Annotated in this window: 20 protein-coding genes and 1 other annotated feature (1 of these 21 only partly in view); all 20 genes read right to left on the reverse strand. The window is 35.9% G+C overall.

Annotation, left to right across the window (positions count from 1 at the left end; genetic code table 11):
• Positions 1-219, reverse strand: a binding site (T-box leader); it reaches 4 nt to the left of the window's first position.
• A gap of 53 nt (positions 220-272) precedes the next feature.
• Positions 273-776: a DivIVA domain-containing protein gene (locus tag ACXYMZ_RS05420; protein WP_458947343.1), complete on the reverse strand. Its 504-nt coding sequence runs from the start codon at positions 774-776 to the stop codon at positions 273-275.
• Between the two features lie 89 nt (positions 777-865).
• A complete protein-coding gene (locus ACXYMZ_RS05425; RefSeq protein ID WP_458947344.1) occupies positions 866-1,642 on the reverse strand; it encodes a YlmH family RNA-binding protein in 777 nt (258 codons plus the stop codon).
• Between the two features lie 12 nt (positions 1,643-1,654).
• Positions 1,655-1,921 (reverse strand): YggT family protein, encoded by a 267-nt coding sequence (locus ACXYMZ_RS05430; RefSeq protein WP_458947345.1) that lies wholly within the window; start codon positions 1,919-1,921, stop codon positions 1,655-1,657.
• A gap of 18 nt (positions 1,922-1,939) precedes the next feature.
• On the reverse strand, positions 1,940-2,356 hold the full coding sequence (locus ACXYMZ_RS05435) for a cell division protein SepF (RefSeq protein ID WP_458947346.1): 417 nt from the start codon (positions 2,354-2,356) through the stop codon (positions 1,940-1,942).
• A 35-nt stretch (positions 2,357-2,391) separates the two neighbouring features.
• Entirely contained in the window at positions 2,392-3,063 is a 672-nt protein-coding gene (locus ACXYMZ_RS05440; protein WP_458947347.1) for a YggS family pyridoxal phosphate-dependent enzyme, read from the reverse strand.
• Positions 3,064-3,088: 25 nt separating this feature from the next.
• The gene (gene pgeF / locus ACXYMZ_RS05445; protein WP_458947496.1) at positions 3,089-3,895 is read right to left on the reverse strand and encodes a peptidoglycan editing factor PgeF; all 807 of its coding nucleotides are present in this window, start codon (positions 3,893-3,895) and stop codon (positions 3,089-3,091) included.
• A gap of 72 nt (positions 3,896-3,967) precedes the next feature.
• On the reverse strand, positions 3,968-4,237 hold the full coding sequence (locus tag ACXYMZ_RS05450) for a YlmC/YmxH family sporulation protein (protein WP_458947348.1): 270 nt from the start codon (positions 4,235-4,237) through the stop codon (positions 3,968-3,970).
• Between the two features lie 106 nt (positions 4,238-4,343).
• Positions 4,344-5,126: an RNA polymerase sporulation sigma factor SigG gene (sigG, locus tag ACXYMZ_RS05455; RefSeq protein ID WP_458947349.1), complete on the reverse strand. Its 783-nt coding sequence runs from the start codon at positions 5,124-5,126 to the stop codon at positions 4,344-4,346.
• A gap of 124 nt (positions 5,127-5,250) precedes the next feature.
• Complete coding sequence (gene sigE / locus ACXYMZ_RS05460) at positions 5,251-5,964, reverse strand: RNA polymerase sporulation sigma factor SigE (RefSeq protein ID WP_458947350.1); 714 nt, start codon at positions 5,962-5,964, stop codon at positions 5,251-5,253.
• A gap of 20 nt (positions 5,965-5,984) precedes the next feature.
• Complete coding sequence (gene spoIIGA / locus ACXYMZ_RS05465; protein ID WP_458947351.1) at positions 5,985-6,905, reverse strand: sigma-E processing peptidase SpoIIGA; 921 nt, start codon at positions 6,903-6,905, stop codon at positions 5,985-5,987.
• 306 nt (positions 6,906-7,211) lie between these two features.
• A complete protein-coding gene (gene ftsZ / locus ACXYMZ_RS05470; RefSeq protein WP_458947352.1) occupies positions 7,212-8,348 on the reverse strand; it encodes a cell division protein FtsZ in 1,137 nt (378 codons plus the stop codon).
• Between the two features lie 82 nt (positions 8,349-8,430).
• Entirely contained in the window at positions 8,431-9,714 is a 1,284-nt protein-coding gene (ftsA, locus tag ACXYMZ_RS05475) for a cell division protein FtsA (RefSeq protein WP_458947353.1), read from the reverse strand.
• Between the two features lie 415 nt (positions 9,715-10,129).
• Entirely contained in the window at positions 10,130-10,930 is an 801-nt protein-coding gene (locus ACXYMZ_RS05480) for a cell division protein FtsQ/DivIB (RefSeq protein ID WP_458947354.1), read from the reverse strand.
• A gap of 183 nt (positions 10,931-11,113) precedes the next feature.
• Positions 11,114-12,226 (reverse strand): stage V sporulation protein E, encoded by a 1,113-nt coding sequence (gene spoVE, locus ACXYMZ_RS05485; RefSeq protein ID WP_458947355.1) that lies wholly within the window; start codon positions 12,224-12,226, stop codon positions 11,114-11,116.
• A gap of 69 nt (positions 12,227-12,295) precedes the next feature.
• The gene (gene murD / locus ACXYMZ_RS05490; RefSeq protein ID WP_458947356.1) at positions 12,296-13,645 is read right to left on the reverse strand and encodes a UDP-N-acetylmuramoyl-L-alanine--D-glutamate ligase; all 1,350 of its coding nucleotides are present in this window, start codon (positions 13,643-13,645) and stop codon (positions 12,296-12,298) included.
• Positions 13,645-14,604 (reverse strand): phospho-N-acetylmuramoyl-pentapeptide-transferase, encoded by a 960-nt coding sequence (gene mraY / locus ACXYMZ_RS05495; protein WP_458947497.1) that lies wholly within the window; start codon positions 14,602-14,604, stop codon positions 13,645-13,647. Before mraY ends, murD begins: the two co-directional genes overlap by 1 nt.
• A 51-nt stretch (positions 14,605-14,655) precedes the next feature.
• Positions 14,656-16,032, reverse strand: coding sequence for a UDP-N-acetylmuramoyl-tripeptide--D-alanyl-D-alanine ligase (locus ACXYMZ_RS05500; protein WP_458947357.1), 1,377 nt, complete (start codon positions 16,030-16,032; stop codon positions 14,656-14,658).
• 12 nt (positions 16,033-16,044) lie between these two features.
• Positions 16,045-17,508, reverse strand: coding sequence for a UDP-N-acetylmuramoyl-L-alanyl-D-glutamate--2,6-diaminopimelate ligase (locus ACXYMZ_RS05505; RefSeq protein ID WP_458947358.1), 1,464 nt, complete (start codon positions 17,506-17,508; stop codon positions 16,045-16,047).
• 62 nt (positions 17,509-17,570) lie between these two features.
• On the reverse strand, positions 17,571-19,493 hold the full coding sequence (locus ACXYMZ_RS05510; protein ID WP_458947359.1) for a stage V sporulation protein D: 1,923 nt from the start codon (positions 19,491-19,493) through the stop codon (positions 17,571-17,573).
• Between the two features lie 77 nt (positions 19,494-19,570).
• Positions 19,571-21,823, reverse strand: a complete 2,253-nt coding sequence (locus ACXYMZ_RS05515) for a penicillin-binding protein (protein ID WP_458947360.1) — start codon at positions 21,821-21,823, stop codon at positions 19,571-19,573.
• Positions 21,824-21,827: the final 4 nt, after the last annotated feature.

The raw sequence follows: 21,827 nt of genomic DNA on the forward strand, positions 1-21,827 counted from the left end.
GGGACGAGAAGACTCGCGGTACCACCCTTATAAATTTAAATATGACCATTTAAATTCACTCAAAATCTGTTAACGGTGACTAACCGTTCATCGTTACTGTTATTTCACAATGACTACATCGGGAGTGATTTTCCAAAAGTAATTTCTATCAGGCTCGCACCAACCCTGATTCGCTAATTAGAAAAAATACTTCTATACTGTCTCCGTCAACGTATTTCTGGATTCTTTTAAGATATATGAATTATATGTAAAATTTATAATAACGTCAAGAACTAAGCGTTGTTCTGCATTAATTCCTCTTCATCACTGATTTCTTCACTAAATAGTTCTTCCCAATCATCTGTCTCAATCATTTCCAATTGAGCTTCAACAATCATCTTCAAGCGAGTTCTGAACACTTTGGCTTGTTTCTTCAGTTCTTCAACATCCATCGCAATTCTTCTTGATTTACTTAAAGCTTCATTAATGATTCTGTCTGCATTTTTCTCTGCTTCTTTAATAATTAATTTTGATTCCTTCATTGCATTGGCTCTAACATCTTCAGCAGTTTCTTGTGCAACAAGAATTGATTTGTTTAGCGTTTCTTCAATGTTTGTGAAATGTCCAAGTCTTTCTTCCATTTGTTTCACTTGTTCTTCCAAAGCTTTCTTTTCGCGAATAACAATTTCGTAATCTTTTACGACGCGATCTAAAAACTCATTTACTTCATCTTCGTCAAATCCACGAAATTTATTCGTAAATTCCTTATTATGGATATCTAATGGTGATAATGGCACAGTGGCCACCTCCTTTTACGATTTATGATAATTTTTGACTTCTATACTTTATTCAACAAGAATACAAATTGTCCTGCCTGAGGTAAAATCTATTGCAGCGTTGCTGTCGTTATTCGCCATTTTTCTTTTCGTGTTTGCCCAGCAATACTGACTACTTTACTTCGGCCCTTACCTATAAGAGAAATCATATCCCCTTCTTGTAAAGCAAACTTATTATCTTGAACAACTTTATGATTAACTTTCACACGTTGTTTTTCAATTGCTTGTTGAGCATCTTTTCTAGAAATACGATAGATTTCTTTTAGAATCACATCTAGTCTCATGGATGATACCGTTTTTGTTGATTCCAACCAATTTGGCTTATGATCTATTAGCGAAGTAACTGGTACTTCTTTTAAATTAACTTTTGCATTTTTTATAGATAAAAGATTCATGATAACATACTGTGAAATTTCACTTGTCACGATGATTTGAAGCTTTCCTGATTTAACGTAGATATCTCCAAGTTTTTCTCTTATTACACCTAATGAGAGAAATGCACCCATCACATCACGGTGCGTAAGAGTAATGAATTTCTCTTCATATCTTGCTTCAAGGATAGATAATTGAAAAGCTTCTTCAGAGATTTCTTCATAGAACGGAGCAATTATCATACGCTTTCTTTCAGCATATGCTGATCCACCAGAGTAATAGAGTTTTAATTCTTCATTCGTTTCACCGATAATCATGGTGACTATTTGTTGTTCTCTAGGATCAAGAAAATCAGTTAATCTTGGTATATATGTTTGTTCTACTTCGTCTTTCCAAGACATCACTTGGTCAATAAAAGGTTGTTCTTCTTTACGAAAATGTTGATAAATATCCATTTCATACTTCCTTTAAAATAAAAACATTTGGAAAAATGTGTATAACCCTCGTCCTGCTAAGTTTAACACAATTATACCTACGATTGGAGATAGGTCAATCATTCCTAGTGGGGGAATAAATTTTCTAAAGATTTCTAAATACGGTTCACAGATACGACCCAACATCATACCAAATGAAGATTCACGCGCACCGGGGAACCAAGACATGAAAATATATATAATTAAAGAAAACGTGTAAATTGTTAATGCTAATTGTAATAAATTAAAGAGTTGAATCATTAATTATAACCATCCTTTTTAAAATTCATCATCATCTTGATAAACTTCTGTAATTGATCCTGTAACGTCGACGTTATCAGGTGTACACAGAAATGTTTCAGCACCTAGCTTTTGAATATCACCATTTACCGCATAAACTGTACCACTTAAAAAATCTACAATCCTTTTAGCTTGTTGATTATCAACTCTTTGTAAATTTATAACAACTGCACGTTTATTGACGATATTATCTGCAATTTCCTGTACTTCACCATAAGATCTTGGCTCACAAAGGACAACCTTTTGGGTTGGCTGTGGAACACCTTGAAGGTTAACTACATTATTGCTTTTAACTTTAGGGCTTACTTTCTCTGGAAGTTCGTCTTCTTCAATATACTCATATTCGTACTCATCGTCCATTGAAAAGTAATTTTTGAATTTGCTTTTAATGCTCATCTTGTCACCTCAGTTATCATAAGAATTTATTAAACTTATTCTTCCACTAACTTAGAACCAACTCGAATATGTGTCGCGCCTTCTTCAACAGCAATCTCATAATCATTGCTCATTCCCATGGATAAATAATTACAAGGAGCATGTCCATAATTTTCAGTTCTTATTGCATCACGTAGTTCTCTAAGTTGAATAAACACTTCACGGATCTCTTGCTTATCCTCAATATGTGGAGCCATCGTCATCAAGCCAACCACTCGAACCTTTTCAAACTTTTCAATTTCTTTTATGAAAGGTTGTACTTCGTCGATACGAAGGCCATGCTTTGTTTCTTCTTCGCTAACATTCACTTGCACAAAACAATCGATGACACGGTCTGCCCGCTTATTGATTTCTTTTGCTAAAGAAACACGATCGAGCGAATGAATCATATCTACTTTGTCGATTATTTCTTTAACTTTTCTCGTCTGTAGTGTACCGATAAAGTGCCAAGTAGCAGCATCGCCAACAGTTTCATACTTTTCAAGAAAACCTTCATTACGATTTTCTCCAAAATGTGTGATTCCTGCTTCGAGCATTTCCTTATTTCGTTCAATTGTAACATATTTTGTTACTGCTATTAATGTAATTTCTTCCATATTTCTATTTTTTCTTTCACAAGCAGCTATAATATTATTATTAATCTTCTCCAAATTTCTTGCAACTACCATTTCTATTTTCCTACTCCTTTAAAACTTATTCAATTAATCCTATAAATGCTAGCATTCTACCAGTTTTTCCATTATCACGTCGATGAGAAAAAAATAAAGATTCATCACGATGTGTACAATAATTTGTAGTATCTATATTATGCCTTAATATGCCGCAATTTAAAAGAATTTCTCTATTTAATGCCTTTAAATCTAATAAAAAGTGCTGATTCTGCTTTTCTGTTAATACTTTGTCATAAAAGCTTGGTTCAATAAAATCGACAATTCGCTGATCAACCTCGTAATAATCTTTAGATATTCCTGGTCCGATGGTTACTTGAATATTTTCAAGCTTCGAACCTTGTCGCTGAAATACAGATACTACTTGCTTTGCTATCTCTCCAACAGTTCCTTTCCAACCAGCATGTGCAATTCCAACAATGCCTTCTAGTGGGTCAAAGAAATATAGTGGAATACAATCAGCAAAAAATGCGGTAAGTAAAATTCCTTTTTCCTTGGTTACTAAGCCGTCAATATCTTTTAAAGCAGTTGCAGTAGTTTTCGCCCCGCAACCTTTGTCATCTGTTCCAACTACCTTTACTTTTGTACCATGTGTTTGTTCACCAGCTACCCAATCATCGAGTGCGAATCCTGTTATTTTGCTAAGAATTTCTCTATTAGCTAAAACATCTTTTTCATTATCATGTACGTGAAGGCCTAAGTTAAAGCTTGAAAAATCTCCTTTACTTCTTCCGCCATTTTTCGTAGTAAATCCTGCAATTAAATGATGGTTGTCTTGCTGCATGTTTTCTAATTGTAAATATTGCTCATCTTTTAATACAAACGGTTCCATTTCCAAGCTTCGCCTCCTCTATCTCGTTCTATTTTAACATAATATGACGCATATTTATCGTATAATGGCAGTTTACCTAACAACAGAGGGCATAATTGTTGTTTGACCATGAATTTCTTTGATTAAAATAACATCAGAGCCAATCCGTAAAATCTGATTCCAAAGGACAGCGACTTCTTCTCCTTTACCAAACAGATGCCCTTTATTCTCGGGGTCAGCCAAAATCAAAGAACGTACCTTACCAGTGCGCACATCAATCTCTAAGTCCGTTATAAACCCCAATCTTCTACCATCAACAACCGAAATAACCTCTTTTAATTGTAATTCAGATAATCGAACCATTTCCTCACCTCTCTACTACTATTTATATGCACCATAAATTACATTTTTCATTAAATAGAAAATAAAAGAAGAAGCAAGCATATCGCCTGCCTCTTCTCATTTATTTCTATTCAAACATTCGCTTATTCATTTGTTTAATTGCTGCCTTTTCTAATCTAGAAACTTGAGCTTGAGAAATACCTATCTCGTCTGCAACTTCCATTTGAGTTTTTCCTTGAAAGAACCGTTTATTTAAAATTAATTTTTCTCTTGCATTTAACTGAATCATACCTTCTTTCAACGATATATTATCATCCCAAGATGAGGCTTTATCCTTCTCATCACTTATTTGATCAAGAACATAGATTGGGTCGCCACCATCATTATAAATCGGTTCGAACAAAGAAACAGGATCTTGGATTGCATCAAGCGCAAAAACAATATCTACTTCAGGTATTCCTGTCTCCTCAGCAATTTCCTTATGTGTAGGCTCTCTCGACGTTTTATTCATAAGTAACTCTCGAGCTTGTAAAGATTTATATGCAATATCTCTTAAAGACCTTGAAACTCTAATTGGGTTGTTATCCCGAAGATAGCGGCGGATTTCACCGATAATCATTGGTACTGCATAGGTTGAAAAACGAACATTATGACCTAAATCAAAGTTATCTATTGATTTCATTAGTCCAATACATCCAACTTGAAATAAATCATCTACATATTCGCCGCGATTATTAAATCGTTGGATGACGCTCAAAACGAGACGGAGATTCCCATTTACCAGCTCTTCTCTAGCTGATAAGTCGTTCTCTTGTTGCAGCCTGATAAATAACTTCTTCATTTCGTCATTTTTTAATACAGGCAACTTCGATGTATCTACTCCACATATTTCTACTTTATGTCTAGCCATATCTACTCAACCCTCCCAGTCGATGATACTGTTCAAGGTCAGTATCTCCCCGTAATCGACTTTTTATGCAGAGGGTAATCATGTAGAAATTGGTAAATATACGACAAAACTACATGTAGTAAGGCTAGACCATCTTATTAAATTCTTTTTGAAGCCTGCGGATAATTTTCTTTTCTAATCTAGAGATATATGATTGCGAAATCCCTAACATATCGGCAACATCTTTCTGTGTTTTCTCTTCTTGTCCATGTAAACCAAATCTTAAAAACATGATTTGTTGCTCTCTTTTATTTAACTGTGATAATGCGGAGTTTAATAAGTTTTTATCGACCATCGTTTCTAAATTTTTAGTAATGATATCTTCTTCTGTTCCTAAAACATCTGACAATAGTAGTTCATTTCCATCCCAATCAATATTTAATGGTTCATCAAAAGATATCTCTGATTTTAACTTATTTGTTCTTCGCAAATGCATTAAAATTTCATTTTCTATACATCTTGAGGCATATGTTGCTAGTTTGATCTTTTTCTCGGGTTTAAATGTATTAACTGCTTTAATGAGGCCGATCGTCCCAATACTGATGAGATCTTCAATATTGATACCTGTGTTTTCAAACTTCCTTGCAATATATACAACAAGACGGAGATTTCTTTCAATCAATAATGCTCGGGCTGATTTATCTCCAGTAGGAAGCAACTTTAATAATTCATGCTCTTCTTGCTTCGACAGTGGCGGTGGTAGTGCTTCTTTTCCACCGATGTAATAAATTTCTGGAGACTTTAATTTTAATTTAAATAGCAATTTATACCAATATAAACGCAATCGAATCTTCCACATTAATTATCCTTTCCTTTCTGTTATGCTGTATATTCAGTAGCTGCCTTTATTAATTCTGGTTGTAAGAGACAGTGATAACTTGCATCAGACGTTAGTTGACCAAATTTAATTCCAACTAAGACATGTTTGGTATGAATTCCTTGGGACCCATAATCAATTGTTAAAAGATCAGGTTTAATCGCAAAGATAAATCCATCCCCCCCTTCTACACCTTGATATGGTATGACAACGATTGAATCTATCCAATTACTTGGAATCTTTTCCATCTCCCAATTCTCATACGCCTGCTTTAAGAGTTTCCAGTCTGTAGCTTCAAACCAGTTTAATAAATACGCTTCATCACAGATAACGACAGGTTTTTTTGTAAATGGATCTGTAAGCTGGTTACCACTATCGACAAATCCTGGTGTTTCGTGTGTTGTACCTTTAATAGTGATTTTTACATCATAAAATGAATCGTATCGAATTTCCGCTTGAACGTGCTTGTCCATGCGCTGTTTGGTAAAAAACCAAACCAATGGGAAAAAACATATAACAAATAACCAACTAATAGGATCCCCGAAACCTAAGTTATAAGTAAGTATCCCTGTATTGCTTGCAGCTACTGGATTATTAAGAATAAAATGAATTGCGATAAGCCCTCCTCCAACAGAAAAACTAATGAAATAAAACATAAATAATAGCTTCATGAATCGAATGATATTTTTAAAACCAAATGTCGTAAAGATGATGAGCATTGAGAACATTATTTTGAATGGAAGTATCGTAACGAAGGTGTCAGGAAAATATATTGTGAGTGGTACCATCATGGATGCAACAAGAGCACCTAGTATTAATCTAGATTGTTTGATATTTATTTTAGTTAGTTTATTAGTTAGTGCTAACAACATGTAATCCAGTAGAATATTTAATAGCCATACTGAATCAAGGTAGATAGACAACTTGTCACTCCTTTAGCAAAACTTTTATTCTTATGTGTTGGCTTTGTTAAAGTTCAATGTTGTTAAGTGGATGAAATCTGTCCAATATGTTTCAACATAGACTATCTGTTAAAAAGAAGTATAGCTTACCTACTCAGCAAAGTCTGTCAGTTCTTGTATGCAGTAAATAACTTCTTTTCACTAAAATATGCGGCCCCTGTCGATGAATATGTATGTTTTTAAAACTTCCAACAAATATTTATATTTTGGACATCAAAAAAGCAGAATGGATAGGTTCCATTCTGCTTTTTATTATTATTTAATTAATTAGCGATTACGGTTACGATTTCTTAGGAATGTTGGGATGTCTAGCTCGTCCTCTTCCTGTTTTGGTCGTTGTTGTGTTGGTTGTTCACGCTGCGTTGGTTCTTCAGGTGCGCGTGTTGCTGCTTGCTGCTTTTGAGCAATTGTTGGACGAATATCGCGTCTTGAAGCTTCTGCTTTTTGAACGGTTTCATCAAATCCAGTAGCAATTACTGTTACAATAATTTCATCATTTAGGCTTTCATTAATAACAGAACCGAAGATAACGTTAACTTCTTCGTCTGCAGCATTTGTTACAAGATCTGCTGCTTCCTGAACTTCATATAGACTCAAGTTCGTACCACCAGTAATATTCATAAGAATACCGTGTGCACCATCAATTGAAGTTTCAAGAAGTGGAGAAGAAATAGCTTTCTTCGCTGCTTCCGTTGCGCGTGTTTCACCAGTTGCAACACCGATACCCATTAATGCTGAACCTTTATCATACATAATGGTTTTAACGTCCGCAAAGTCCACGTTAATTAGACCTGGTTTAGCAATTAGGTCCGAGATACCTTGAACACCTTGTCTTAGAATATTATCCGCTTCACGGAAAGCTTCTAGCATTGGTGTATTTTTGTCTACGATTTCTAATAAACGATCATTTGGAATCACAATAAGTGTATCTACATTGCTTTTTAATGTATCAATCCCTGAAACAGCTTGATTAGAACGTCTTTTTCCTTCAAATGAGAATGGACGAGTAACTACACCTACTGTTAATGCACCTAATTCTTTTGCAACTTGTGCAATAACCGGTGCTGCTCCAGTTCCAGTTCCTCCACCCATACCTGCTGTAACAAAAATCATGTCTGCTCCAGAAAGAACTTCTTCTAACTGCTCTCTACTTTCTTCTGCAGCTTTTTTACCTACTTCTGGATTTGCACCCGCTCCAAGACCACGGGTTAATTTTGTACCGATTTGTACTTTAATTTCAGCTTTTGATAGATTCAAAGCTTGAGCATCTGTGTTTACTGTAATAAATTCAACACCTTCTACCCCATGTTCAATCATACGGTTAACAGCGTTATTTCCTCCGCCACCAACCCCAACTACTTTTATTTTAGCAAGTTCTTCCATGTTCGTATCAAACTCTAACATACTTTGTTCCTCCTAATCCGCAAAATAACAAGCATTCCAGAAGCTAATTTATAAGAGGCCGATTAATCCTAAACCTATTAATTTAATCAAAGAAGTATTTGAAAAAATTAGCAATTCCAGAGTCTTTTTTCTGTTTATTTCCTTTTTCTTCTTTAGACTTTGGTTGTTTTATATTTCGTTTCGATTTCGATTCTTGTTCTAAGCTAGTTACTGCTGGGTAAATACGTTTACCTTGTATTTTCGCATTTCGATAAGCAAATTGCAAGATACCAACTCCAGTAGTAAAATGTGGTTCCCTAACTCCTATGTAATCTGGAATTGCCACTCTAACATTAGAGTAAAACATGTTTTGTGCAAGGTCTAACGTACCTGGCATTGCCATCGTTCCACCAGTTAGCACATGTCCTCCGGGTAACTCTTGAAAGCCCATTCGATTAATTTCTCTTTCAGCAAAAGCAAATATTTCTTCTAATCTAGCTTCAATCATATCTGCAATCTGTTGTTGATTATATGTTTGTCTTACATTACTGCCAATAATTGAAACCTCAAATGTTTCATCTTCCTGTGCATCTTCATAAAATGCATGACCGTAATTAAGTTTTATTTCCTCTGCTTCTTCTGTAGAGGTTCTAAGGCCTATTGCTAAGTCCTTCGTAATATTGTCTCCACCTAATGGGATAACATTTGTTTCGACAATATGATCGTTTTCAAAGATTGAAACAGTAGTAGATCCACCACCTATGTCAATCAGAGCAACTCCCATATTTTTCTCATCACTTGATAGTGCAATTGCACCTGAAGCAAGTGGGGATAAACAAATATCAGAAATTTCTAAGCCAGCTAGTTCTACACACTTCAATGTATTATGTAACACTGTCTTAGAACAAGTAATAAGTGTACCTTCCATCTCTAGACGAACACCTATCATACCTCTAGGATCATTAATATCTTCAAGTCCATCTACAATAAATTGTTGTGGAATAACATCGACGATTTCGCGCTCTGGTGGGATAGATACTACCTGTGCTCCATCGATTACTCTTGTGATATCTTCTTCATTGATTTCTCTATTATCACTTTGTACTGCAACTACACCATGGCAAGGTTGCAATCTTATATGATTCCCGTTTATCCCTACGACAACTCTTTCAATTTGCATACCAACCATACGTTCCGCTTGCTCGATCGCGTTGCGAATCGATTGAACGGTCTGGTCAATATCAACGATTGCCCCTTTTTTCATTCCTAGTGATTTAGCAGTTCCTACTCCGATTATATTAAGTGAGTCATTTAATACTTCTCCAATAATTACTTTAATTTTTGTAGTACCTATATCTAGGCTCACAAGAATTTCACTATTATTCAAGAAAAGGCACCTCCCAATAAGACATCTCTGTTTAAATTAATATTTTATCTAATTATAAGTTAACGATGGTTGAAATTCATTAGTAATAATATACAATTACTATCTATTTCAACATCATTAAGTGAATTCCCTTTATTTAGCTATCAAATAAATTTTTCTTGATATAAAGAACAGTATAGAACATGAAATTTGTGGATAACTCTTCGAGTGAAGGATAGCCACGTCCGGCTTCAGCGCCCAACGACTATCAAACTTCGTACTCCTCCAATCGATAAGTCAACATCAGCTCGTACCTCGCCGTGTTTCCTTTATCTCATTGCGAAGTACTCCAGTTTGTACGTCGCTGAACGGGCGCTTACGCCTTTGTACATATAACTGTTCGTATACAGCGTATAGATTATGTCGTGAAAATACATTATTCTACTTCTGCATCTTCTTCTGTTTCAAGATCATCTTCAGTTTCTTCAATAAATTCTTCGAAATAAACTCCAACACCAACATGAATCATTCCGTTAGTTTCTGGATCTAATTGTGCAACTACAGAAGGGTAAGCACTCATTCCCTCTGAGAAATTCCTGGTTGCTGCTTTTACGACAAATCCATCATTCATATACATCATTACTGTACTCTGATTATTATCCTCAGGTAATTGATGAATCTCAGATATAAGAGACAAAATCTCATCAGATAACTTATTGAGTTCACTTGCTATGATACTTAAGTTTTCTGTATCTGTAAACCCAACCATCAGTGGTGCTTGTCCATTAAACTCCTTAAATTCTGCTTCAGTTAAAACAGTTCCATTTTCTAATACAGGATAGTAGGAAGCGCCTTGCTCAAAAAAAGAAACGATTCTTTTTTCCGTTACTTCGAATACAACCGTATTTGGAAGCTGTCTTTCAATTGATACTTCATCAATAATTGGATTACCTTTTAAAATGGCCTCCATGTTTTCAAAATCAAGTGACCAAATATTACTATCAATTTTAATACCAGAAATCTCTACAACTTCATCATCAGAAATAAAAGAATTATTTTGAACATCAATCGTTTTAACTTGACTTAAAGGAGATTGTAAATAGACGATTATTAGAATTAAAAGGAAGAAGATACTTAAATAAAAAACTAAGCGTCGATTTGCTTTTTTCTTTCGTGCTTCTTTTAATTTTGGAATACGATCTTCGATAGAAACGATATTCTTTTTATTCTTCTCCATCTCCATTTCTTCCTTTATCAATTTACTATTCTTTTTTTATATATTTCTAATTTAGTAAGGTAAAATTACTTTATAAAAAGAGATATTAGAATTATATCATAGATTCCTAGTTTTCATAGCGTTTACTTCACATAGTTCTCACTTTTTTAAGTGATTTTCTTTTTTTGGTTCAATCTTTAAATTTCATACCCTCGTATGGATACTTATGTTAAGTAAAATCCCTACTGAGCATAATGTTAACGTTAGTGAAGAACCACCATAACTAAGGAATGGTAAAGTAATTCCTGTTACTGGAATAAGACCGATAACGACACTTATATTAATCATTGCTTGAATAGCAAGCATCGCAACGATTCCTAGCGATAAATAACGAGCAAAAGCATCTGTGGAAGCTAAAGATAATTTAATTCCCCGCCATAGAAGGAGAAAAAAGAGGATAATAATTGTCGTTCCGCCGATAAAGCCTAGCTCTTCTGCAATAATTGCAAAGATAAAGTCTGTTTGAGGTTCAGGCAAATAAAAATATTTTTGTAAACTATTTCCAAGTCCTAACCCCATAAAACCCCCTGGCCCAATCGCATATAAGGATTGGATAATTTGAAAACCATCTCCAAGTGGGTCTTCCCATGGATTTAAGAATGCAGTTATTCGGCTTATTCGATATGGAGCAGATAGTATGAGTAAAGTGAAGCCTACCAATCCGAGAAGTCCTAACCCAATAAAATGAGAGATTTTTGCACCTGCAACAAAGATCATTGTCATACATGTTAAGACAAGCACTAAACCTGTCCCAAGATCAGGTTGCAACATTATGAATCCAAATGCTGTAAAAACAAGTAATAAGCAAGGTAAAAATCCTTGGGTAAATGAAGTAATATACTTTTGCTTATTCACTAATAATGTTGCCAAGAAAATAATTAATCCTAATTTCATAAACTCGGAAGGTTGTATACTAAAAGCACCAATACCAATCCAACTTTGTGCTCCACCTCTTTTTAAACCCACACCTGGTATTAGCACAGCAATCAATAATACAAAGCAGACAATTAAAATAACGGGGGCATATTTCCTCCATGTATAATATGGAATGACCATAAAGAGGAACATTCCGATAACACCTGCACCCGCAAATAATAACTGTCGTTTCACATAATAAGTACCGTCATCGAACTTATACAGTGACCAAACATGTGAGGCACTATATACCATGACAACACCAATAATTAATAATGCTAGAATGATAAATAATAAAGCTAAATCTGGTCGATTCTCTGTTTTTAATAAGTGACGAAACAAAAAAATACCCCTTTCTTTTAAAAAGAATTGGGGCATTTTATGAAATAACTTTATTAATGTACAAGCCCCCTACAACAGTTTATGCACGGATTCAATGAATATGTCGCCTCTCTCTTCAAAGGTTCGATATTGATCCCAACTCGCACAAGCAGGTGAGAGCAAGATGACATCATGCATATCCGAAAATTCATAAGCTGTTTTTACGGCTTGTAAGATTGTATCAGTTGTTTCTGTTAATTCGATTCCAGCTTTTTCAGCTAATTCTCTAAACTTTTCTTTTGTTTCGCCAAAGCTGACTAGCGCCTTTACATTGTTTAAGTATGGGAGGAGTTCGTCAAGGTTATCCCCACGGTCTAAGCCTCCAGCTAAAAGAATCACTGGTTGATTAAATGAGCGGAGTGCTTTTTGAGTTGCTAACATATTCGTAGCTTTAGAATCATTGTAAAATAATCTGTCATTGATTTTCTCGACAAATTGCAAGCGATGTTTTACACCTTGAAAAGTTGATAACACTTTTTCAATTCCCTCGTTTGTCGCACCAGCTAACTTTGCTGCAGCAATTGCTGCTAATATATTTTCAAGATTATGATCCCCAACGAGAACTACTTTATTTCTAGCAATTACTTTTTCATCTTTAAAATAAATAAATGAATCATCTACCCATGCACCATTTGGTAATTTCTGATTAGTAGAGAATGGGATTCGTTGAGCTTTTGCAAATTCGATTTTCTCTACGATCGCTTTATCATCCGCATTGTAAATAAGGTAATCATTTTCATTTTGGTTCTTGAAGATATTAAACTTTGCCTGTTTATAATTATCCATTGATTTATGATAATCAAGATGTGAAGCAAATATATTCAAGATTACAGCAATGTTTGGTCTAAAAGAGATTGTCCCTTGTAATTGAAAAGAAGAAAGTTCTAATACCAATGTTTCTTCTGCTGTTAATTCTTCTGCTGCTTCTGTGGCAACAATACCGATATTCCCAGCTACTTTCACTGGACGCTCACTTTCTCTGAGCATTTCCGTGGTAAGTGTTGTGGTCGTTGTCTTTCCATTTGAACCAGTGATTCCAATTAAGTTACCAGGAACCAACTGATAAGCAAGCTCTATCTCAGTAACGATAGGGATTCCTCTTTGCTCTGCTTCCTCTAAAAGCGGGATACTATAAGGAATACCAGGGTTTTTTATGATTAATTCGATTCCTTCTAAAAGTGATAGCGGATGTGATCCTACAATAACCTCCGCACCCAATTCTCTTAAAAGGACTACTTCTGCGGCGTCATTCGCCGTATTTTTATCATTTACTCGTACTTGTTTATTATTTTTTAAAAGCGTTTTAGCTGTTGCTGTACCACTTCTAGCAAGCCCCAAAACTAAAATATGTTGATAGGGAAATTCTAATTGTTTACTCACTATAATCCCACCTCAATATAGACACCAATTGCTGCAAAGATAAGACCAACTAGCCAGAATGTTGTTACCACACGCCATTCAGACCAGCCAATTAGCTCATAATGATGGTGTAATGGACTCATTTTAAAGACACGTTTACCAGTAGTTTTAAAAGATATAACTTGAATAATTACCGAAAGTGTTTCTATAACAAAGACCCCACCAATAATGATTAAAAGAATCTCCATTTTAGTTAAAATTGCAACTGCTGCAATCGCTGCACCCAGTGCCAAAGATCCGGTATCTCCCATGAACACTTTTGCAGGATGTGCATTAAACACAAGAAAACCTAGTAGAGCACCAACAACAGCTAATGAAAAAATAGCGATCTCTGTTTGTGGGATGCCATACCAAGCTAAGATAGCAAAAGCTCCAAATGCAATTGCTGCCGTTCCTGCTAATAAACCATCCAAGCCATCTGTAAGGTTAACTGCATTTGATGAACCAACTAACATAAATATAATCAAAACAGCATAAAACCAACCAAATTCCCATTGTATATTTGTACCTGGTATTTGAATATAGGTTGAGAAGTCATTCATCTGTAAAACGAAGAAGAAGACTAATGCAATAATTACTTGTCCTATAAGTTTCTGTAATGAAGTTAATCCTAAATTTCTTTTAAACGCTACTTTTATAAAATCGTCAAGAAAACCTAATAGACCATATCCAAATAATACAAATACGAGTAACCAAAGTTCAAAGCCTATCCCACCATTTACCTTCCATACCATGATGAATGATGTTGTAATAATACTTAGAACGATCATTATTCCACCCATTGTAGGTGTTCCAGTTTTCTTTAAATGTGATTGCGGACCTTCTTCTCTAATGCTCTGTCCGAATTTAAGTCTTCTTAAAAAAGGGATAAATATTGGTGATAAAAGAACTGTAATTAGAAATGCGATCCCTATTGTCATAAATAAAACGGTTGTATTCACTATTCGTTCCTCCTAAAACAGCGATTCCTGTTACTTCTCATCTATTATAATAGCTTCTACCATTGTTTCAAACTGCATGCCTCTTGATGCTTTAAATAATACAATTGTATCTTCGTTTAATAATTCATTTAAGTCTTTTACAATCTCTTCTTTGTCAGCCATATGTTTTGAAATAATTTGTGATTTCTTTAGATTCATTTCCTCATGAATAAAGTTCGCTTGCTGACCATAAGTGAAAACATGGGTAATTGGAGGAGTAATTTCATTTGCTATAAGGCGGTGCATTTCTTCTGAAAAGCTACCTAATTCCAAAATATCTCCTAGCACTAGAATTCTATGTGTGAAGCCATCAATTTGCTTCATGACGCCTATAGCACCTGCCATAGAAGTTGGAGAAGCATTATAACTATCATTTACAATTGTTGATTGGTTCTTACCTTCAAGAACCTCAAATCGCATGGGAGTATGCTCCAAATCTTGTAACGCATTCTTTTGTTTCTCTGGATCAATCTTTAATTGATTTGCGAGCGCGATAGCAAATGCAGCGTTTTTAGCATGATGTTTCCCAATTAAAGGTATCTCGTATTTAGATGTTTGATTTACGTGGAATGAAGTACCATCCATGGATACGATTGTGTCCTTGATTTGTAAGTCATTATGTTCTGCAAAACCAACATTATAAATTGAAATAATTTTATCCATATGTAATTGTTCAAGCATTGGTTCGTCTCCATCAACGATTAGTACACCTGATCGCTTCATCCCACTAATAATTTCTAATTTGGCCTTGGTAATTCCTTCTCTTGACCCAAGAAATTCAATATGGGATTCACCTATGTTCGTGATGATGGCATAATCCGGCCTTGCTATGTTGGACAATGCCTCAATCTCGCCAAACCGGTCCATTCCCATCTCAAGGATTAATAACTCTGTTTGCTGTGGCATGGAAAGGATTGTTAATGGTAAACCAATCAAATTATTAAAATTTCCCGATGTGTAATGTGTTTTATATGTAGATTTTCCAATTGCTGCGACTAAATCTTTAGTAGTCGTTTTTCCATTTGAGCCAGTAATTCCTACAACAATCGGCTGAATGAAATCACGATAAGCTTTTGCTAAAGTTTGTAGAGCTACTGTCGTATCCTCGGTATAAAATATAGGAAAATCACTTGGCACCGATGTTGGTAGCTTTTCTTCTTTCCCCCAAATGACAGCAGCTGCTCCATTCGCAATTGCTTGCTCCACGAATGCATGCCCATTAAACCGCTCTCCAACGATAGGAATGAAGAGCGAGTTTTGACGGACATCACGACTATCAATAATTACGTTGTCAATTTCTATATGAGTATTTATTTCACCTTTTGTATCTGTGAAAATAGTTGCTAACCATCCTAAATCAAATAACATAATTTTTACTCCTTAGCTATTTAACAATTTACGAACCGTTTCTCTGTCATCAAATGCGTATTTCTTACCGGCAATTTCTTGATAGGTTTCATGGCCTTTTCCAGCAATGATAAGTATATCATTTGCTTTAGCAATACTTAAGGCCCTTTTGATTGCTAGCTTGCGATCAACTTCTATTTCAAAGTTTACAAATTGCTTATCTAAACCTGAAACCATTTCACGAATGATTTCCTTAGGATCTTCGCTTCGAGGGTTATCTGCAGTGAAAATAGTAACATCTGAAAAGTCTACTGCAGTCTTTGCCATCATACCCCTTTTTGAGCGGTCTCGATCTCCACCACAACCAACAACGGTAATAAGCCTACCTTTTGTCAATTGCTTACCTGTCATCAAAGTATTTTCTAACGCATTAGGCGTGTGTGCGTAATCGACGATGACCGTAAAATCCTGCCCCTCATCAATCGTTTCAAAGCGGCCTGGTATAGAATCCTTAGACTCAAAGGCGGATTGAATGATTTCTAATGGCACACCGTTTACTATAGCAGCGGAACTTGCAGCAAGCATATTGTATATATTAAATTTGCCAATAAGTCTACTCGTAATTTTAACCGTTCCTACAGGGGTTTTCAATCTAAATTTTGTATGCGTAGCATTTAATTGAATGTCCGATGCTTTAACATCTGCTTCGTGATTGATTCCATAAGTGACAATATGCTGAGCTGTAGCTTTCTTTAATCGTCTTGTTTCTGTATCGTCTGCATTTATAATCGCATATTTTCTGTTGCCTTCGTATGTGTTACCTAATTGCGAGAATAATAAACTTTTCGCATAAAAGTAGTACATCGGATTTTCATGATAATCCAAATGATCTTGCGTAATATTCGTAAAAACAACTGTATCAAAAGCTGTGCCATGGACTCTTCCCATATCAAGCGCATGAGAAGAGACTTCCATGATTACTTGATCAACATTTTCCTTTTTCATCTTATAAAAGATTCGTTGGAGCTCAACAATATCTGGCGTTGTATGACTTGTATTAAATATCGTATCTCCAATTTTATTTTGAATCGTCCCTATGACACCAGTCTTCTTCTCGTATTTTTCATAAATTGCTTCTAGTAAATAAGAAACGGTTGTTTTCCCATTTGTTCCAGTAATACCCGTGACATCTAAACTTGATGTGGGGTATTCATAAAACTTATTCACTATTTTCGCAAGCACAGTAGAAGTGTCGTTTACTTGGATGCATGGAATAGGTAGATTCATAGGCTCTTCCATAATGATTGCTGCAGCACCATTTCTTATCGCGTCTTCTATAAACAGATGACCATCCGTCTGTAGACCTCGCAAACAAATAAACAAGCTTCCTGGCTTCACTTTTCTAGAATCAATTGCTAGAGAGTCAATTTCAATAGCGTCATATATATTTGAATGTTTGAGAAAAGGTAGAACAGCTGTTAATTCACTTAATTTCATGATGACACCTTTTTCTAAATGTACTATACCGATTGAAAGAAGGAGTCATTACTTCGTTAACTTTATTCACCTAAAAAAATTCGTATTTGCGCACCTTGCTCGACTTTAGCTCCAGCCTTTGGTTCTTGGTCAATAATTGCTTCACCAGTTCCGCTAACTTCTATGGATAAGTCCACCATGTATTCAGCTAGCTCGCCCGTTGTTCGCCCAATTAAATCAGGAACTTCCACTAGTGGGGCTTCTGGCCATTGGTATTCTTTATCCATTCCATCTATTCTTCTAGGAACACCCATTGCACTTAAACTATCTTCAATAATGGTTCCTACAATTGGCGCAGCAACAACCCCACCAAATTGTACAGTGTTTTTTGGGTTATCGATTGCAACATATACTACTATTTCAGGGTCATCCGCAGGTGCAAAGCCGATGAAAGAAACAATATAATTGTTTTGCATATACCTTCCATCTTCTCCTACCTTTTGAGCTGTCCCTGTTTTTCCTCCCACTCGGTACCCTTCAACATATGCAGGTCTACCTGTCCCTTGTGCAACGACAGACTCTAATGCATGCCTGATTTCCTCGGAAGTTCCTTCTGAAATTACACTGCTTTTTAAATTCGGTTTATTTTCCTCTACTACTTCACCAGTGAATGGATCAAGCCAGGATTCTGCGATATATGGTTCATAGAGATTGCCACCATTAATAGCAGCTGCAACAGCCATCACCTGTTGAATCGGTGTGACAGAAACCCCCTGCCCAAAAGCAGTAGTCGCTAGCTCAAGAGGTCCAACATTTTCAGGTTTAAAAAGAATCCCTGTTCCTTCCCCATCCAAATCAACGCCTGTTTTATTTCCAAAGCCAAATGCATCAATATAAGAGAAAAGTGTTTCCGTACCAAGTTTTTGACCGATATTTACAAATCCAGGGTTACAAGAATGCTGGACAACTTCTAAATACGACTGATGCCCATGTCCTCCACTTTTCCAACAGCGAATTTTTGTGCCAGATACAGTGATACTACCAGGATCATGAAAGTGATCATGTTCTAAATCGATGACTGCTTCTTCTAAAGCTGCTGCTAAAGTAATAATCTTAAATGTTGACCCTGGTTCATAGGTACTCCAAATCGGTAAATTACGATTGAAAATGTCTGCATCAACTTCTTGATAGTTTTCAGGATGGAAGTTTGGTCTTGTTGTCATTCCTAAGATTCCACCGGTTTTTGGATCAACCGCAATCGCCATCGCCCCATCTGGATTATATTTAGATAAAGCCAAATCTAGCTCTCTTTCCATAATTGCTTGTACTTGTGAATGGATGGTAGTTTTTAAATGTAGGCCATCCTTTGGTGGGTGGTATACATCAGCCAATATATCTAACCTGCCACCCTTTGCATCCGAGTAAAAAGAAAGACTACCATTTGCACCATTTAATTTGTCGTCATAATAACGCTCTAGGCCCATCAAACCTTGACTGTCAATCCCTGTAAAACCTAATACATGAGAAAGATATCTTCCATGTGGATAATGTCGTTTAGAATCCTTCGCTAAGTAAACACCTGGAAGATTTAAATTTCGAATTGCTTTTTCAGCTGTCGAATCAATCTTAATCCCTTGCGGACGAATGGTAACACTTGATTCATTTTTGGTAATCGTTTCATAGACTTTATCTACTGGAGCTTGAAGTATGGTTGCAAGCTTTTCCGCCGTATCTTGCGCCTCACTTATTTGTCTAGGAACGACGACAACAGTCGGTGCAGTCACATTTTCAGCAAGCTTGTCCCCATTTCTATCAAGGATATTCCCTCGTTCTGGGGCAAAGACGATATCTCTTGTCCATAAATCAGTTGCACGTTCACTAAGTTCGGTGCCTATAAAAAATTGAACATATCCCAAACGTAAAATAATAATAAGAAACACAAAAAGAACAAAGAGAAAAACAGTGACAATTCGTTTTCTAACTGTAATAGTTGATACCTGTTTCATATACGCACTCCCTATAAAGTTAAGCTTGTATCAACTATATGAGTATTAAAAAACGAATAGAACACTGTTTTGAATCATTACTCTTCGGATTCTGTTTCTTGTTCTTCCTGCTCTACACCTTCATCTTCATTTTCTTCTGTTACTGGTTCTTCTTCATTTGGGAGCATTAATTCTATCACGAGATAGTCACCTTTTTTAATTGGTGTTCCCTCTTTTGTCCCTTGAACAGCAACATAGCCATTTCCGAAAGTTTCGAGCTGCAATTCTAGCATACTTGCAAACTGAACCACATCTCGCTGTGACCAGTTCATAATATTTGGCATCGTAGGTTCATCTGTTAAAAGAATAACTCTTGTATTCGGGAAAACAGATTGTCCTTCCGCAACGTTCGCATCTATAATTTTCTTTCCATTTCCTACGACTGTATATTTAATGCCTGCTTGTTTCAGTTTATCGCTAACTTCATCTGTATTTTGTTGGAGTAATTTTGGTATTTTCACTTTTTCTATCGTCGAATCTGCTTCTTGATCTGGATCAATGTTTAAATAATGCAAACTATTTTCCATCACATTTCGCACGATAAACGATACAGGTTGCGAGCCATACTGTGTTGGCTCTAATTCAGGTTTTTGTACAGATACAAATATAATTAATTCTGGATCTTCAATCGGGGCCATACCAAGGAAAGAAAATAGTAACTCTTCTCTACCTGTAAAATAACCTCCACCATCTGGATTAGGAATTTCTGCAGTTCCAGTTTTCCCGCCAAGAGAATAACTTTCTAGACGGAAGCTCTTACCTGTAGCATAATCTCCTTCAACAGCTCTACGAAGAAGTTCCCTTGTTTCCTCTGCCGTTTTACTTGATATTGGCTCGGATACCGCAGTTGGTTCTTTTTGCTCAATAACTTCATTGGTTGAAGGATCAACAATTTTATTAATCACATAAGGTTGTAGCATCACACCATCATTTGCGATAGCTGTAGCTGCTTTCATCATTTGTATTGGTGTTACAGTACTCCCTTGTCCAAAAGCTGCTGAGAGCTTTTCTCTTGGCCAGTTATAAAGAACACTTCCAGCAATTTCACCAGGTAAATCGATCCCTGTTTCTTTATCAAAATCAAATGCATGAATATAATCTAGGAATCTATCAGCACCAATTTTTTCCCAAACAAGTTTAGATGCTGCTACGTTAGATGAACGCTCGAACCCTTCGTCGAATGAAATAACTCCCCATCCATCTCGATTATGGTCACGTATTGGTGCAATTCGCTCATTGACATTATATCTCCCTGACATAAAGCCTTCACTGCCATTATATACGCCCTCTTCAATTGCAGCAGCCCAAGTAAACATCTTAACAGTAGAACCAGGCTCAACAGGTGCGGAAATAACGTCATTGTACCAATTTTCTACGTTCGCAGGGTTATTTGGGTTAAAGCTCGGACGACTACTCATCGCTAAAACTTCTCCTGTTTTTGCACTCATCACAATTCCGGTCATTTTTTCCGGATTATAATCTGCTTGGACCGTTGAAAGTGCTTCATCAAGAAGTGTTTGGATTTTTTGATCTAATGTTAGATATACATCATCACCATCTTCAGGCTCTTGAATAACTTCTTTCGGATCAAGTAATCTCGTATTATATATATCTCTTTGGAAGGAAATAAATCCATCTTTTCCTCGTAAAATCTCATTCATTTCTCTTTCCATTCCTGTAATACCCGTCAACTCTACTTTCTCTCCGTTTTCGGTCTCTATAATCTCATCTCTAGCAAAACCGATAATATGCGAAGCGAACACACCATTTGGATAGTAACGTAATGATTCTTCTTCAAAGTAAATACCAGGAATATCTGCTTGTTCAATTTCTTCTTTTTCACTTTGAGTCAGCTGTCTTCCGGCTTTCCCAAACTCTACCTGAAAGCGTGGTTTTGGTTTTGCATTCAATCCATTTTCTATCGTTTGTATAATATCACTTGCTTCTAAATCAATATATTTAGCTAATTCTTCAGCTGTCTCTGCTGGATCGACAACATGTTTAGGCTCTGTGGAATTATCAGAATAGGCTTCATCGAGAATTGCATATACTCTATAAGTAGGTCGATCATAGGCAAGAATCATACCGTTCTTGTCATAAATTTTTCCGCGTTCTGCTCCAATAGAATAAGAGGAAGTGCGTTTTTGCTCTGCCCATTCCTCTAAAGATACATTATTCACTTCACCAGTCGCTTGGATATATACAAACCTGCCTGTTAATACTAAAAATAATATTGAAAAAAGAATGATAAAAATTCCAGCCATCATATGAGTCGTTTTATTTTTCCTCATATAT

This window comes from Oceanobacillus sp. CAU 1775, assembly GCF_054482815.1.